16 protein-coding genes are annotated in these 15,481 nt (G+C 62.1%); 10 read left to right on the top strand and 6 right to left on the bottom strand.

Annotation, left to right across the window (positions count from 1 at the left end; all coding sequences use genetic code 11):
• The first annotated feature begins 284 nt into the window (after nt 1–284).
• The 3 genes from MPC4_RS04690 (at nt 285) to MPC4_RS04680 (ending at nt 3,086) form a co-directional block, all read left to right on the top strand.
• Complete coding sequence (locus MPC4_RS04690; protein WP_174511499.1) at nt 285–1,445, top strand: glycosyltransferase family 4 protein; 1,161 nt, start codon at nt 285–287, stop codon at nt 1,443–1,445.
• A 302-nt stretch (nt 1,446–1,747) separates the two neighbouring features.
• On the top strand, nt 1,748–2,347 hold the full coding sequence (locus MPC4_RS04685) for an LbetaH domain-containing protein (protein WP_174511498.1): 600 nt from the start codon (nt 1,748–1,750) through the stop codon (nt 2,345–2,347).
• Nucleotide 2,348: 1 nt separating this feature from the next.
• On the top strand, nt 2,349–3,086 hold the full coding sequence (locus tag MPC4_RS04680; protein WP_174511497.1) for an SDR family NAD(P)-dependent oxidoreductase: 738 nt from the start codon (nt 2,349–2,351) through the stop codon (nt 3,084–3,086).
• A 21-nt stretch (nt 3,087–3,107) separates the two neighbouring features.
• On the opposite strand, the gene MPC4_RS04675 is transcribed toward MPC4_RS04680, so the two are convergent.
• Nucleotides 3,108–3,611 (bottom strand): DUF302 domain-containing protein, encoded by a 504-nt coding sequence (locus MPC4_RS04675; protein WP_174511496.1) that lies wholly within the window; start codon nt 3,609–3,611, stop codon nt 3,108–3,110.
• Nucleotides 3,612–3,724: 113 nt separating this feature from the next.
• Here MPC4_RS04675 and MPC4_RS04670 point away from each other — a divergent pair, with 113 nt between their 5' ends.
• A complete protein-coding gene (locus MPC4_RS04670; RefSeq protein ID WP_174511495.1) occupies nt 3,725–4,705 on the top strand; it encodes a D-2-hydroxyacid dehydrogenase family protein in 981 nt (326 codons plus the stop codon).
• Nucleotides 4,706–4,892: 187 nt separating this feature from the next.
• On the opposite strand, the gene MPC4_RS04665 is transcribed toward MPC4_RS04670, so the two are convergent.
• On the bottom strand, nt 4,893–5,075 hold the full coding sequence (locus MPC4_RS04665; protein WP_174511494.1) for a hypothetical protein: 183 nt from the start codon (nt 5,073–5,075) through the stop codon (nt 4,893–4,895).
• Between the two features lie 390 nt (nt 5,076–5,465).
• On the opposite strand from MPC4_RS04665, the gene MPC4_RS04660 reads away from it, so the two are divergent.
• The gene (locus tag MPC4_RS04660; protein ID WP_174511493.1) at nt 5,466–5,717 is read left to right on the top strand and encodes a hypothetical protein; all 252 of its coding nucleotides are present in this window, start codon (nt 5,466–5,468) and stop codon (nt 5,715–5,717) included.
• 70 nt (nt 5,718–5,787) lie between these two features.
• Here MPC4_RS04660 and otsB read toward each other — a convergent pair whose 3' ends face one another.
• Both otsB and MPC4_RS04650 read right to left on the bottom strand, forming a co-directional pair.
• The gene (otsB, locus tag MPC4_RS04655; protein WP_174511492.1) at nt 5,788–6,552 is read right to left on the bottom strand and encodes a trehalose-phosphatase; all 765 of its coding nucleotides are present in this window, start codon (nt 6,550–6,552) and stop codon (nt 5,788–5,790) included.
• Nucleotides 6,546–6,986: a VOC family protein gene (locus tag MPC4_RS04650; RefSeq protein WP_174511491.1), complete on the bottom strand. Its 441-nt coding sequence runs from the start codon at nt 6,984–6,986 to the stop codon at nt 6,546–6,548. Before MPC4_RS04650 ends, otsB begins: the two co-directional genes overlap by 7 nt.
• 137 nt (nt 6,987–7,123) lie before the next feature.
• On the opposite strand from MPC4_RS04650, the gene MPC4_RS04645 reads away from it, so the two are divergent.
• The 3 genes from MPC4_RS04645 (at nt 7,124) to MPC4_RS04635 (ending at nt 10,166) form a co-directional block, all read left to right on the top strand.
• Nucleotides 7,124–8,524 (top strand): cation diffusion facilitator family transporter, encoded by a 1,401-nt coding sequence (locus MPC4_RS04645; protein ID WP_174511490.1) that lies wholly within the window; start codon nt 7,124–7,126, stop codon nt 8,522–8,524.
• An 8-nt stretch (nt 8,525–8,532) separates the two neighbouring features.
• A complete protein-coding gene (locus MPC4_RS04640) occupies nt 8,533–9,831 on the top strand; it encodes an MFS transporter (protein ID WP_174511489.1) in 1,299 nt (432 codons plus the stop codon).
• A gap of 92 nt (nt 9,832–9,923) precedes the next feature.
• Complete coding sequence (locus MPC4_RS04635) at nt 9,924–10,166, top strand: hypothetical protein (protein ID WP_174511488.1); 243 nt, start codon at nt 9,924–9,926, stop codon at nt 10,164–10,166.
• 31 nt (nt 10,167–10,197) lie between these two features.
• On the opposite strand, the gene MPC4_RS04630 is transcribed toward MPC4_RS04635, so the two are convergent.
• Both MPC4_RS04630 and MPC4_RS04625 read right to left on the bottom strand, forming a co-directional pair.
• Nucleotides 10,198–11,151, bottom strand: coding sequence for a YVTN family beta-propeller repeat protein (locus tag MPC4_RS04630; RefSeq protein WP_174511487.1), 954 nt, complete (start codon nt 11,149–11,151; stop codon nt 10,198–10,200).
• Nucleotides 11,152–11,162: 11 nt separating this feature from the next.
• A complete protein-coding gene (locus tag MPC4_RS04625) occupies nt 11,163–11,717 on the bottom strand; it encodes an SRPBCC family protein (protein WP_134486156.1) in 555 nt (184 codons plus the stop codon).
• A 135-nt stretch (nt 11,718–11,852) separates the two neighbouring features.
• On the opposite strand from MPC4_RS04625, the gene pepN reads away from it, so the two are divergent.
• Both pepN and MPC4_RS04615 read left to right on the top strand, forming a co-directional pair.
• Complete coding sequence (gene pepN, locus MPC4_RS04620) at nt 11,853–14,507, top strand: aminopeptidase N (protein ID WP_174511486.1); 2,655 nt, start codon at nt 11,853–11,855, stop codon at nt 14,505–14,507.
• A gap of 117 nt (nt 14,508–14,624) precedes the next feature.
• Nucleotides 14,625–15,299, top strand: coding sequence for an O-methyltransferase (locus MPC4_RS04615; protein WP_174511485.1), 675 nt, complete (start codon nt 14,625–14,627; stop codon nt 15,297–15,299).
• The last annotated feature ends 182 nt before the right edge of the window (nt 15,300–15,481 follow it).

Here is a 15,481-nt window from a genome sequence, read left to right as displayed (position 1 = left end):
CCCGCGACGATCCGCTTAACGCCCACGACCCGCGTCTTGAGCCTTGATGAGAGGAGGCTTATTCCTCGGTCGGCCGGACCATAGCCCTCAATTATTTCCAAATCGACCCATTCGAGCCTTGACCGGGCGCCCCCTGAGAGGACTATTCCGGAGCAGGAAGGGATCGGCGGCGAAAACGCATCGTTCACTGGAAAAATGCGAGATGAGATGGATGTTGACGCCTTGGACGCTTTTTGGGCGTTCCGCCTTTCGACCGACTATCCGGGCCATAGATGGATCGTGTTTTGACGAGTTCAGGTAAGCCCGAACGGATCGTTATTTGCGCCCTGCAAACCTATTCGAAAATAGGCGGATTGCAGAATTTCAATCGCCGGGCGTTCCAGGCCCTCGCCGAGAGGGCGCAGCTGCGAGGGCAACCGAACCCGGCAGCGCTCCTTTCTGGAGATGAGCCCGCGTCGATCACGCCGATCCCCGGAATCGAGTTCATCCCCGTCAAGGATAGCCTGATTTTCCTGTCGAAGGCCGTTTGGCGCGGCGCGCGAGAGGCGGACATACTCATTTTATGCCATGTCAGACTGGCTATTATCGCGCCAGTCGTGCGGCTGTTGCGGCCAAAACTTCCGATTCTCATGTTTGTCCATGGCATAGAGGTGTGGACGCGGCCGCAACTGCCGAACTGGCATTACTTCGACCCCTGGTTCTTGCCCGCCGTAACGCGAGTCGCCTCCGTCAGCGCATTTACCGGCGCCACCATGTCGCGGGTTTTTAAGATCCCCGCCGGCAAATTCCGGCTTCTTCCCAACGCGGTCGACCTCCTTCCGGAACCGCCAGGCCCGCGGAAGCTCGAGGGGGCCACGATTCTTTGCGTTTCCAGGCTCAGCGCGCGCGATCGCAAAAAAAACGTCGATCAGGTGATCCGAGCCATCGCCAAGCTCAAGGATCTTATACCGTCCCTGAGGTTCGAGATCGTTGGAGACGGGAAGCTGCGAGCCGAACTCGAAACACTCGCAAAAGATCTCGGCGTCTTCGACAAGGTCACGTTTCTCGGACAAGTCGAGGACGAGGAGTTGAACGCCGCCTATGCACGGGCGACGGTTTTCGCCATGCCCTCCTCGAAGGAGGGGTTTGGGATTGTCTATCTCGAGGCCTGGTTGCGCGGCCTCCCGGTCATTTGCAGTTCGGAAGGGGCGTCAAGTGAAGTCGTGTCGGACGGCGTCGACGGTTTCGTCGTTGACCCAGACGATGTGTCGATGATCGCGGACCGGCTGCACCGACTGCTGACGCAACCCGAGCTTGCAAAAGCGATGGGCGAAAATGGTCTGCAGAAGGTCCGGCGGAACTATCTGGATGCAAATTTCCGCGCAAATCTCAACGCCATCCTCGATGAACTCGTCGATGAGGGAACGCCTCGAGCCCCGGCTCCATGCGAAGTTGGGAACGCGTGAATTCGCAACGCCAAATGAGGCGACAAAGCAGAGGGCGGCGAGGCGGGCAAATCGTCGCAGCTTGTTGAGGGGACGCGCCTTCGCCCTCGCTGGTTGAGCCAACAGCTACCATTCGATGCCTGACGATGCTAGCCTTCGAACGAGCCCGACGAAGCGGCAAAATCTCGTCGCACATCGCCTGCAAGAACTTTCCTGGAAGATTGCGCGCTGTGCTCTCTAACCTAAAATTGAGATATGCTTCGAGGAGGCATAATTTCCCTCAGCGATGATGATAGCTGAACGAGATAGCAGCGAGGCGCTGGATGTTGGAACCACTCGAAGCTTCTAAAGCCAATGCTTTACATGGCGGTCCAAGCTTCTCGCTCAAAAACCGGATCATCCGCGCGGTGTGGAATTTGACCTGGCTGCTGCTGGCGTCATGGACGCCGCCTCCGCTGCATGGCTGGCGGCGCTTTCTCCTGCGCGCCTTCGGGGCAAAGATCGGTCGTGGCGCCCGCATTTACGGCAGCGTTAAGGTCTGGCTTCCGTCAAATCTGGAAATGGGCGACCATTCGACCATTGGCTGGAACGTCAATTGTTATTGCCAAGGCAAGGTCACCTTGGAAGATTATGCGAGCGTCTCCCAATATAGTCACCTGGTGTCGGGAACGCACGATATCGACAGCCCGACTTTCCAGCTCTATACGCGGCCAATCCGCATCTGCCGATATGCGTGGGTCGCATCCGATGCGTTCGTCGGTCCTGGCGTGACCGTTGGAGAAGGCGCGGTTCTCGGCGCCCGAGGCGTCGCCTTCAAATCCCTGGAGCCATGGACCGTCTATGGCGGCAATCCGGCTCGTGTGATACGCAAGCGAAGATCCGCCATCGCGCAACAGCCAAATGAAATTCAGTCGGCCGATTGACATGGGCGCGACAGAATCCGGCACTGCGGTGGTGGTTGGCGTCGGCTCAGAAAAGGGCCTTGGCGCGGCGCTCGCGCGCCGCTTCGCCAAAGAAGGATTGCGCGTCATTCTCGCGGGACGAACCGCAAAACGCCTCGAGGCCGTCGCAGCGACGATCATGGACAGCGGCGGCCGCGCCCTGCCCTGCCAAAGCGATGCGACACGAGAAGAAGATGTCATCGCCCTCTTCGACCTAGCCGCAGCCGAAGGCGACCTCCGGCTCGTCGCCTATAATGTCGGCGGCAATGCGATGACTCCGCTTCTGCAGACCGATGCGATCGTTTTCGAAGCGATGTGGCGGCAGAATGCGCTCGGCGGATTTCTGGTTGGCCGCGAAGCCGTGGGAAAAATGCTTCCGCAGAAACAAGGCACGATTGTCTTTACGGGCGCGACAGCGTCCTTGCGGGCGCGGCCGCCTTTCACCGCCTTCGCATCCGCCAAAGCGGCGTTGCGGGCGGTGGCGCAGGGTTTTGCCCGCGAGTTCGGCCCACAAGGAATCCATGTCGCCCATCTCGTGATAGACGGGGTTATCAGCGGCGAATACGCGCGCAGCGCCTTCCCCGATTTCGTTCGCGCCAAAGGCGAGGACGGCCTGCTCGACGCCGATGCAATCGCCGATAGCTTTTGGGCTTTGCATCGCCAGCCAAAAAGCGCGTGGACGCATGAACTCGACCTCAGGCCATTCAAAGAACCGTTCTGATTTATAAATCGCGGCGCCGATCTAAGGCTGCGCGCCGGTTGCGAGTTCGGCCAGAGCCGCGAGCTTTTCGTCGAGCTTGAGGGCGGCGGCATGGACGTCATCGTTGCGAAGCCGCTCCATCAACGACGAGGGAAGATCATAGATAAGCCTCGTGCGGTCCGTCGCCGGATCTTCGAGGATCAGAGCGCGTACGGGCACGTTCAGCGCCGCGCCAAGATCATAGCGAACCATCGTCGCAGCGATGAGCGGATTGCCGAGGATATAAAGCCTCGCTCGCCCGCGGATGGCGAGTGCCTTCATCCAGGCGCTGTGATCGATGTCAAGGAATCGCATGAAACCGCTTGGCCCCTCAAAAGCGTGCATGCGCTTGATGAAGTCATCAGCGTTGCCTGCGGATGCGGCCACGGCGTCGCGAAACTGATCGTTGGTGACGACGCCAGTTGCGTCCTCGAACGCCGTGACGACCTCGTCGAACGTGCGCCCGCTCAGATATTCAAGATGGATCAGCGTGCTCTGGTCTTGCATCCGATGCTCCTTTTGCCGTAGCCGAGTGCGGAACTCGCGCCTATGCTGAGCGCGCGTCGGACGTCATTTGACGATAGCGCATCGACGCTCGACCAAGACGAATGAGATGCGACATGAATGCGATCCCCGAGCCCGTCGATATCGCCATTCTGGATGACTATCAGAATGTCGCGCTGGACATGGCCGACTGGTCGCAGCTTCAGGGCCGCGCAATCGTGACTGTCTTTAATGACCACATCGAGGACCCCGAGGCGCTGGTCGCGCGCCTGCTGCCCTTCGACATTATCTGCGTCATGCGCGAGCGCACGCCTTTGCCGCGCGCAATCCTTGAAAAGCTTCCCCAGCTTAAGCTGATCGTCTCCACTGGCCGACGCAATGCTTCGATCGACGTCGCCGCCGCCACTGAGCGGGGCATTCCGGTTGCGCGCACTGGCTACTCGTCCGATGCGACAATTGAATTCACATGGGCCATGATCCTCGCAAGCGCGCGCCACATCGCGTCCGAGAATGCTTCGCTGCGCTCTGGCGGCTGGCAACGCTCGATCGGCGCTCACCTGCGCGGCAGGACCCTCGCCATTCTCGGACTTGGCAATATAGGCGCGGAGGTGGCGCGCATCGGCGCTGCGTTCGGCATGAAAATCATCGCCTGGAGCCAGAACATGACGGCGGAAAACGCGGCGGCGGCAGGCGCTGAATTCGTCGCGAAGGACCAAGTCTTCAGTCAGGCCGACATCCTCACCATCCATCTTGTTCTCAGCGGCCGGACGCGAGGCCTGGTCGGCGCGCGCGAGCTCGCTCTGATGAAGCCGACCGCGCGACTCGTCAACACTTCGCGCGGACCGATCGTCGACGAAGCCGCGCTCATCGACGCGCTGCGGGCTCGCAAAATCGCCGGCGCCGCGATCGACGTATTCGACGTCGAGCCTTTGAGCCCTCTGCATCCTTTCCGCTCGCTCGATAATGTGCTCGCGACCCCTCACATCGGCTACGTGTCCGATAGCGCCTACCGCACCTTCTATTCCGACACTGTCGCCGACATTCGCGCCTTTCTCGACGGCGAGCCGTTCCCTTTGTCGCCCCCGCCGCGAGTCTGAGTCCGCTCTCGGAATCGATGCTGAGAGACGGAGCCTTGGGGGGCGGCGTTCAATCGCCATCGCCGGCGCCTCGCGTCGTTTTCATGCCTGATCCGCAGACCTTGTTAAGGCAGCCTAAATATGATGATGGACATCATACACTGACTGACGAAAAACTCAAGGGATCAATCCGGTTGCGTAGGGCGGCTCAGGCCGAGGCTCGCAAAGCGCGGTTTTTGCGGACGCCGACCAGCGATTCCCCCGCCGGGCCGTTGCCCTCTCCCGTGGCCTTCTCGAAGCTGATTCTCAGAGCGCGCAGACGCCTGTCGTTTTGCAGCGTTCCGCGCGGCCGCTCGAGAATCGCATGGCCAATAAAAAAGACGCCGCTCATCGCCCAGCCAAAGGCCAAAGGATGAAGCGGCGTCGCTTGAGTTGGGGACCTGCCATCGAAACAAGGAGATTAAAGCAATTGCGGCGCCAGATAGTTTCGTGGCGTGAAAATGATTTAACTTTGCCCCCGCGCGGAGAAATCCTCCTCGGGGCCTCGCGTCGGGAGGCTCGCTTGGTCCCGCCGGCCACCGCGGCGAAGCTCAAGCCATTGCCTTTGGCCCCGCTCCAATCGCAATCGCGATAGGCATATTTACGGGCGGAATGATTATATGCTGCGCAGCCGCAAATCGCGCGCCTCGTCAAGCTGGGCTATTGGCTTGCTTGATGACGCGGATTATGGGATATTGGTAGAGTAAAAATTCAAGGTCTGTTCGAGATAAGGTTTCGCCCAATGGCGCCAGCTAAGCTTATCTTTTCCATCCTGGGGCTCGGCATCGCGGCGCTGGCCCTTCCAGCCGCCGGCCACGCGAATTCATTGGGCACGGACGACACCTTGGGTTTCTGGGGCCGTCCCTATCCTTATGGTTACGTATACCACCGGCCGCCGGCGGAATGTTTCGACGTTCATCCCGTGGAGACGCCGGACGGTCCGCGGCTCGAAGAAACCTGGATTTGCGGAGCGCCCGTTTCTGCTCGCTATTGAGGCGCCTCTGACGCCGTTCGGCCCATCGCCCGGCGGCGCCTGTTTTCTGGCGTCCTGACACTCGCCAGGACTATCCTTTCAGCGCCTCCAGTTCAGCGCGCAGTTCCGCCGGCTCGCCAACCCGGAACTGCGCGGCGGTCATCGTCCGAGCCGCTCCGACGCGAATCGAAATTCCGCCCCGCGCATTGACAAAAACGAAGCCGCTCTCATCGGTCAGATCGTCGCCGATGAAAACGGGCGTTCGCCCGGCGAAAGGCGCGCTCGCCAGCAGAGCTTCGACGGCCGTCGCTTTGGTGTGGTCCGACTGCTTCAGTTCAGCCACCATCTTGCCCGGCTGCACGGCGAGCCCTGGACTGTCTGCGACAGATTCAAGCATCGTCAAAACCTCATCCGCAAGTTCCGGCCGCTGACGAAAATGCAGGGCAAGGGTCGCGCCCTTGTCTTCGAGCCTCAGGCCGGGATGAAGCTCGGCAAACGCGCGCAGCTTCGGCCGCGCGGCGTCCATGACGCCGCTGTGCGCAAAAATCCGGCTGCCGTCGACGAAACGGATCTCCGCGCCATGCAATCCGGCGGCGGGCAAAACCAGCGGCTCGAAGATGCGGTCGAGGTCGTCGATCTTGCGGCCGCTGACCAGCGCCAGAGCCGCCCCGGCTCGCCCGGCGACGTCCTGCAGCAGCGTGCGCAAAAACGCGTCAGCCGCGACATCCTCGGGCCGCGGCCTGATCTCGAGCAAAGTGCCGTCGACATCGAGAAAATAGGCCGAGGTCCGAGGCGGCGCCAGCCTTGCCAGTTCGCCCGATAGCAAAGACCGGGGAGCGGCGCTCAAAGCTACCACGCCCCTGTATTGGCCATCGAGGCCCAGGGCTCCTGTTTCGGCAGCGCGCCGCCTTTCTGCAACAGTTCGATCGAGATGGCGTCGGGCGAGCGAATAAAGGCCATGTGGCCGTCCCTTGGCGGTCTGTTGATCGTGACGCCCGCTTTCATCAGCCTGTCGCAGGTCGCATAAATATCATCGACGGCGAACGCCAGATGGCCGAAATTGCGGCCGCCGGTATAGACCTCGCTATCCCAATTATATGTCAGTTCGATCAGCGGAGCTTGCGATTCTTTGGCGCGAACCGCATCGCCGGGCGCCGCCAGATAAATCAGCGTGTAGCGGCCAGCTTCGCTTTCCACACGCTTGATTTCAACAAGGCCGAGCTTGTCGGTATAGAATTCAAGCGACTTCTCAAGATCCGAGATTCGAACCATCGTATGAAGATATTCCATGTTCAATTCTCCCTTTCCGCCGCTGCCCGGTCGCGGCCCGCGACGCTCCGTCGAACTGGCGAGCCTATAGCACGAAGCGCGTCGCCTGCCGCCCCGGGCAAGCTGCCGCAGCGCGGCGGACGAAGGAAGCTGTTCCGATGAGCGACAGCGTGAACGTCGAAAAGGCCGATCAGAGACTAAAGGAAGGCGCCGCGCTCGCGTCGATCGCTGTCAGCGCGGCGATGACGATCGCCAAGCTGATCGCCGGCCTCTTATCGGGCTCGCTCGCCGTGCTCTCCGAGGCGGGACACAATCTCGCCGACGTCGCGACAACGGCGCTCACCTATTTCGCAATCCGCATCGCCCACAAGCCCGCCGACGATGAGCACCAATATGGCCACGCCAAGGTCGAAGCTTTGGCCGCCTTGATCGAAACCGGATTCCTCTTCGCGCTTTCGGCCTTCATCCTGGTGGAAGCGGTGCGGCGGCTTTATAGTCACGACGTCGAAATCAGGGCGGGCTATATCGTTTTCGCGGTGCTGATGGCCTCGATCGTGGTGGATCTGATCCGCTGGCGCAGCCTGAGCAAAATCTCGAAGGCGACAAAAAGCGAGGCGCTCGCGGCGGACGCGCTGCATTTTTCGAGCGACATCATTGCGTCGCTGCTGGCCATCGGCGGTCTCGTCGCGGCGCGCTTCGGTTTCCCGCAAGGCGACGCCATCGCCGCGCTGGGGGTCGCCGCCTTTGTCGCCGTCGCCGGCTATAAGATCGGCCGCCGCACGATCGACACGCTGGTCGACGCCGCGCCGAAGGGTTTGACCGAAAAAGTGTGGGCCATAGCCGCGTCGGTTCCCGGCGTGATCAGGATCGAGAAGGTCCGGCTGCGGCCCGCCGGACCGCAGGTGATCGGCGATATAGAGATCACAGTCGCCCGCACGCTGTCTCTCGAGACAATGGCGACGATCAAGGCGAATGTCGCGGCGGCGATCAAAGCCCGGCATCCGGAAGTCGCCGTCACCATCTCGACGCAACCGATCGCCATCGACAGCGAAACCATCATCGAGCGCATTCTTCTCATCGCCGCCAAACGCCATCTGCCGGTGCATCACGTCACTATTCAGGAAATCGACGGGCGGGCGTCGATCAGCTTCGATGTCGAACTCGACGGCCGCATGCCGCATCGGAACGCCCATGAGATCGCTTCCGGGCTCGAAAACGAGATCAGCAAGGAACTCGGCTCCGGCATCGAGGTCGAGAGCCATATCGAGCCTTTGGAGCCGCGCCAGCTTCCAGGCCATGACGCGGAGCCGAAGGTCAGGGCGGACATCGAGGAGGCCCTGATCAAAAAAGCGCATGACCAGGGCGCCGAGCTGCGCGACATCCACAATGTTCGCGTACGGCGCACGCCGTCGGGACTCGTGGTGAATTATCACTGTCGCGTCGATCCGGCGCTTTCCGTCGACGAGGTGCATGACCAGGTCGATGCGCTGGAGCGCAAAGTCCGCGCCGCCTTCAAAACGATCATCCGGATCGTCGGCCACGCCGAGCCGGCAGAATGAAGGCGCCGATGTCCGCCGCGTCCCCCCGCGCCGCCATCGCGACGCTGGCGGCCCTAATGCGCAGCCGGCGCTTTGCGCCTTTGTTCTGGTGCCAGTTTTTTTCCGCATTCAATGACAATTTCGTGCGCAACATGCTCGCGATGCTCATCCTGTTCAGGCTTGGCGAGCAGGGAGCGGGCGTGCTGGTGACGCTCGCGGTCGGCATATTTGTGCTGCCATCGCTCCTGCTGTCGGGGCTCGGCGGCGAGATGGCGGACGCGCAGGATAAGGGACGTCTCGCGCGCATCTTGAAGGCCGCCGAAATTGGGGTTCAGCTTGTCGCGGCGGCAGGGCTGTGGCTCGCGTCCCTGCCGCTGCTTTATACGGCGCTGTTCGGCCTTGGCGTCATCGCCGCGCTGTTTGGCCCCCTCAAATACGCCATCCTGCCGGATCTCCTGAAGACCGAGGAGCTTATCGCCGCGAACGCTCTGGTGGAGGCGGCGACCTTCGCCGCCATCCTGCTCGGGCTTATCGCGGGAGGTCTCTCCGCGGCGCGCTCGTCCGAAAGCGTCACGCTGCAGCTTCTGCTCATCGCCCTCGCCTGCTGGGGTTTCAGTCTTTTCATTCCAGCGACAAGCCGCGCGGCGCCGGGCCTTCGCATCACGCCCAATATTCTCGTCTCGACTGGCGCGCTTTTGCGCGAGGTCAGGCGAGAGCGTCAGCTGTGGAGCCGCAGCGTCGCGGTTTCGTGGTTCTGGATGACGGGCGCGGTGGCGCTATCCCTGACGCCGGTCGTCATCCGCGACAGGACCGGCGGCGGCATCGGCGTCGAAACCGCCGTCAGCGCCCTCTTCGCAATCGGCATAGGAATCGGCTCGATGGCGGCGGCGCTGATCGCGAAGGGCCGCATCCTATTGCGTCCGGTTCTCTTCGCCGCGATCGGCATGGGGCTGTTCCTTATCGATCTCGGCGTCTCGACCTCAAGACTTCCCACCGCGCGCGCAACGATCGGGCTCGAGGCGTTCTTCACCTCGGCGGCGGGACTGCGCGTGTCCTTCGACGTCGCGGGGCTCGCCTGCGCGGGCGGTCTTTTCGTCGTGCCCCTGTTCACCGCGATTCAGGCCGACGCCCCCGCCGCTTGGCGGTCAAGAATCGTCGCCGGCGTCAATGTGCTCAATTCCAGCTTGATTGTCGCAGGCGTCGCAGCGACAGCCGCGTTGCAAAGCAGGGCCGTCGGCCTGTCCGAACCGTTCTTGCTCGGAGGCCTTGGCGTCCTCACTCTCGGCTTCGCAATTTACGTTCGCAGATGCGTGGCTGCAGCCGCTTGAAACATATGAAACCCAAAAGCGCCAAAAAGCGTTCATCGGGCGCCAAATGGCGTGGATAGAGGGGAGGAGTTGCACTGATAGGAGTTATCAGAATGAACATGATTTCGAAGACCGTTCTCGCTGGCGCGCTCTTTGGGCTGTGCCTCGCCGGCGGCGCCAGCGCCAGCGCGCGGGAAAGTGGTTACCCTTGGGGCAGTCCAATCGCGGCTGGGTCCGTCAGCCCCAACGGCTCACTCGGCCCTGTCGCCGCGCCATCGCTCTTTCATGGCCGTTCCGTCGCAACAGACGCGCGGCACGAATACCAGCGCCGCGCCGAGATGGGCAGCAGGCGGTAAGAACCGGCCGCTGCGCGCTTCCGGATTTCCATCACGGCGTTTTGCGCAAAAACGTTCCGAACCCGCGCGGACCGTCGCCGACCTGCATTTCGGCCGTGACCTTCAGCGTTTGCGCGTCGATCGCGAAAACGTCATTGGAAAACCAGTTCACGACATAGACCGTCCGCCCGTCGGAACTGGCTTGCAGCCCATCGGGATATTCACCTACCGAAACGCGCCCGACGGACTTCAAAGTTTCGAGATCGAAGGCCGAGACAGTGCCGCCATATTGGTCGCTGGTGAAGCCGCGCCCGTCGGCGAGAGCGACGACATAGGGCCGCTTTCCGGCTGGCGCCGTGCCGATCAGTTTTCGCGCCTGAAGGTCGACGATCGAAACATCGTTGCTTTCGACATTGGCCGTATAGACGCGCGCGCCGGCGGCGTCGATTGTGACGCCAAAAGGATGAGCGCCTACTTTGACGGTGGCGATGGCGTTGAAGCTCTTGGCGTCGATGATCGAGATGGCGTCGTCGTCTCGGTCCGCGACGACGATCAAGGCGCCGTCCGGCGACACCGCGACGCCGGAGGGCGATTTTCCGACGCTGGCGGTGGCGACGATCGCCCGCGCGGCAACGTCGATCTTATAAATGCGCGGGAGATAGAATCCCGCAACATAGATGAAGGCGCCGGTCGGATCGACGGCGATGCCGAGCGGCGTATCAGGCACGTCGATTTTCGCCCTGATCGCGCGGGAGGCCGCGTCGATCACAGAAACGAATTTGCCCTCGGTGCTGGTGACGAACGCCGTTTTGCCGTCGCGCGACATGGCTATTCCGGCCGGTTTGCCGCCAACCGAAATATGCGCCGCGACCTTATGCGTCGAAAGGTCGAGCACGCTCAGCCCGTCGCCATTCTGCTCCGTGATGAAAGCTTCGTCGGCCGTCGCCGGGCCGTGGCGCAGAAAGACGCCCAGCACGGCGAACGCGACCAGCGCCGCGCGGCGCATCGAAAACACGCCTATTTGGCCGAATCGATTTTCGTCTTGAGGGCCGCGAGGCCGCTCTTGTAGAGGTCGGAGACGGCCTTGATCGCAGCTTCGTCGTTGAGGTCCGGCGGCGGATCATTGTTGGGATAGCCGCGATAGAAGGCGCCGTGCCATTCGACGGTGCTCGTCTTGCCATCGTCGCTCGGCCGCACATCAATCGTCGATGAATAATTATTGACCGGCAGGACCTTCACGTCGATTTTCGGGACGTAATAGGAATAGCTGTATTTGTCGGCGTCATATTTGGTCAGTTCCTCGTCGATGGAGGCGCCGCCGCCGAGGTCGATGTGACGCTTCGCCGTGCCCGGGGTATTGCCGCCTTCGCCGGTCGTCGCCTTGACGACAGGAAGCCAGCTCATATCCTGAAAATTGCCGATGACCGCCCACACCTTCGCCGGCGGCGCGTTGACCTCAACTGTTTCGGTAACCTTCTGGCGCGTCGGCCCGTGCGCCCATGCCCCGCCCGGCAAAGCCGAAACGATCAGGGCGGCGCCCAACAGAGCAGACTTCAGTATGCGTTCAGCCATTGTTTCGCGTCCCTTAATAACTTGTTTGCGTGCTGATCCTTTGCATCGCACCCGCACTTTACGCCTCGCCGGCGCAAGCCCTATGATCGGCTCGACCCGCGAGCCCTTTTGCCGCCGCCTTGTGTTGAGGTTTTGATGCGTACCGACAGTGCCGAACCCGTTCGCCTGAAAGACTACAAGGCTCCAGACTATCTGATTGACGCGGTCGATCTCGATGTCAAGCTCCACGCGACCGCGACCCGGATCGTCTCGCGCCTCAGCATTCGGCCCAATCCACATGGCCGGCGCGACGCCGCGCTGGTTCTGGACGGGGACGGGCTCAACGCAAGGCGGATCACGCTGGACGGCGAGGCGATCGACCTCGACAAAGCCTTGCTCAGCCCGGATCAACTGACGCTCGCAGCGCCGCCGCAGCGGCCGTTCGCACTGGAGATCGAGACGGAAATCGATCCTTCGGCGAACACGCGCCTGATGGGCCTCTATCGCTCGGGCTCCGCCTATTGCACCCAGTGCGAGCCGGAGGGTTTTCGCCGCATCACTTATTTTCTCGACCGGCCTGACGTGCTCAGCGTCTATACGGTGCGCATCGAGGCGGATCGCTCGGAGGCGCCGCTGCTTCTCTCCAACGGAAATTTGATCGAGGCGGGCGATCTCGAAGGAGGCAAGCGCCATTACGCGGTCTGGCGCGACCCCTTTCCAAAACCCTCATATCTGTTCGCTCTGGTCGGCGGCGATCTTGGCTCCGTTCACGATGAATTCATCACGAAGTCGGGCCGCAAGGTCGCGCTTGGCATTCATGTCGAACATGGCAAGGAGCCGCACGCCGCTTACGCCATGGACGCGCTCAAGCGGTCGATGGCCTGGGACGAAACCGCTTTCGGGCGCGAATATGACCTCGACGTGTTCAATATCGTCGCCGTGTCCGATTTCAACATGGGCGCGATGGAGAATAAGGGCCTCAACATCTTCAACGACAAATATGTGCTCGCTTCGCCCGCGACCGCGACGGACGCCGATTACGCCCATATCGAGGCCGTGATCGCGCATGAATATTTCCACAACTGGACTGGCAACCGCATCACCTGCCGCGACTGGTTCCAGCTCTGCCTCAAGGAAGGCCTCACGGTCTTCCGCGACCATGAATTCTCCTCGGACATGCGCTCGCGCGCGGTTCATCGCATCGCCGACGTGCGCGCGTTGCGGGCCGCGCAATTCCCCGAGGACGCAGGCCCGCTCGCCCATAATGTGCGGCCTGAGACCTATCATGAGATCAATAATTTCTACACGGCGACGATCTATGAGAAGGGCGCCGAAGTCATTCGCATGCTGAAAGTGCTGATCGGAGAGGCGGCCTTCGCCAGGGGCATGAATCTTTATTTCGATCGCTATGACGGGACGGCGGCGACGATCGAAGACTTCATCTCCTGTTTCGCGGAAGCCGCCAACCGCGATCTGACGGCGTTCTCGCGCTGGTATCATCAATCCGGAACGCCGCTCGTTGAGGCGAATGGCGCTTATGACGCGGCGGCGCGAACGTTTACGCTTGAATTCCGGCAATTCTCGAAGCCAACGCCGGGACAGGACCACAAGGAGCCTTTCGTCATTCCGATCGCGCTTGGCCTCGTCGGCCGCGATGGCGATTTGCCGCTGAAGGTCGGCGCCCAGAACGGAGCCAGCGCGCTGGAGATTTCACGCGCCGTCTTCGAGCTTTCGGCTCCGAGCCGGAAGATCACTTTCCTCGACGTGCCGAGCCGTCCGGTGCCTTCCCTGCTGCGCGGCTTTTCGGCTCCCGTGCGGCTCGACTATCCGGCCAGCGAAGCCGATCTCATCACGCTCATCGCGCATGACAGCGACAGCTTCAACCGCTGGCAGGCGGCGCAGACCTACGCCAGCCGGCTGTTGCTGCGCTCGGTCGCCAATATCCGCGCCGGCGGCGAAGCGCGCCACGATCAGGGCTTCATCGACGCGCTCGGCGTCGTCCTCAATAAAAGCTCGGATCCCGCCTATACGGCGCAGATGATCACCTTGCCGAGCGAGGCCGACATCGCCCGCGATATGGGCGAGGATGTCGATCCCGACGCCATTCACGCCGCGCGCGACGCGTTGCGGCAGGCGATCGGCAAAAGCCTCGCCGCCGGTCTTCTCTCCGCCTATGCGCGGCACGCCGAGAACGGGCCTTATTCGCCTGACGCCGAGGCCGCCGGCCGCCGCGCCTTGCGCAACGCCGCGCTCGATCTTTATTGCGCGGGCGAGCCGGTCGAAGGCGCCCGCCTCGCCGCCCGCCAGTTCGAGGCCGCCGACACCATGACCAATGAGATCGCCGCCCTCGGCGCGTTGGCGCAGAGGGCGGGCTCGTTGCGGGAGGGGGCGCTCGACACATTCTATCGCCGCCACGCCGCTGAGGCTCTGGTCATCGACAAATGGTTCGCGCTGCAGGCGATGATCCCGGAAACCGACACGCTCGAGCGGATTCAGAAGCTGATGCGCCACGCCGCCTTTTCGCTTCAAAATCCGAACCGGGTGCGCTCGCTTATCGGCGCCTTCGCAACCGGAAACCAGACGCGCTTCAACGCGCCGGACGGAAGCGGCTATGATTTCGTCGCCGGCGTCGTGCTCGATCTCGACCAGAAAAACCCGCAGGTCGCCGCCCGGCTGCTCGCCGCCTTTAAGAGCTGGCGCTCGCTCGAGGCGAAACGGCGGGGGCTCGCAGAGGCGGCGCTGCGCCGCATCGCCGCCGAGGGCGCGCTTTCAGCGGACGTCAAGGACATTGTCGAGCGTTCGCTCGGCTAGCTGATCCGGCACAGCGCATAGGAACGCATCAGGACGATAAGGGAAGGAGAGGGCTTTCGGACTTTAAAGGGTCGGAAGCCTTCCTCACGCGCCGCTTTCAAGCCAAAGGACGAATGAATGAGCGAGCAGCTCTGGACCGCCGTCGACGCTTATATCTGTGACCTTCTCGCGCCCGGCGATCCGGCGCTCGACGCCGCGCTGGAGGCGAGCGCCGCCGCCGGCCTTCCCTCGATCCAGGTGGCGCCCAATCAGGGAAAGCTCCTGCAGCTGCTGGCGCGCATCCAGGGGGCAAGAAGCATTCTCGAAATCGGAACGCTCGGCGGCTACAGCACGATCTGGCTCGCGCGGGCCCTGCCGCCCGAGGGGCGTCTGATTACGCTCGAGGCCGATCCCAAACATGCTGAAGTCGCGCGCGCCAATTTTGCGCGGGCAGGACTTGCCGGCCAGATCGAACTGCGTCTCGGCCAGGCGCTCGATACGCTGCCGCAATTGTCGATGGAGCGCCTTGGCCCCTTCGATCTTTTTTTCATCGACGCCGACAAGGCGAACATTCCGGCCTATTTCAACTTCGCCCTTGGTTTATCGCGCCGCGGGAGCCTCATCATTGTCGATAATGTCGTGCGCAACGGCGCGGTGATCGACCCTGACAGCGCCGATCCCGACGTCCAGGGCGTGCGGCGGTTCAATGAGATTCTCTCCCGCGAAACGCGCGTCGCCGCAACGGCGATTCAGACGGTCGGCGGCAAAGGCTATGACGGTTTCGCGCTGGTGCTGGTCACCGCTGATCCTTGAGCGAAGCCGCGCGGCTTAAGGCTGCGCGAGGGGCCGCGCCTTCGCCGCTGCGGCGCTTGGCGTCCTTCACCTACGCAATTGTTTTTACGATCTTTTCGCCCCGGAGGCGAGCTGTTTCCCGGACGTAGGACCCACGCGCAAACGCTTCTTTTTCAAATACTTACGCAATTGACGCCGATTTT

Origin of the sequence: Methylocella tundrae, from assembly GCF_901905185.1 — a bacterium.
Classification (GTDB): domain Bacteria; phylum Pseudomonadota; class Alphaproteobacteria; order Rhizobiales; family Beijerinckiaceae; genus Methylocapsa; species Methylocapsa tundrae.
Note: the sequence above shows the minus strand (reverse complement) of the source record. Positions and strands in the feature narration are given on the sequence as shown.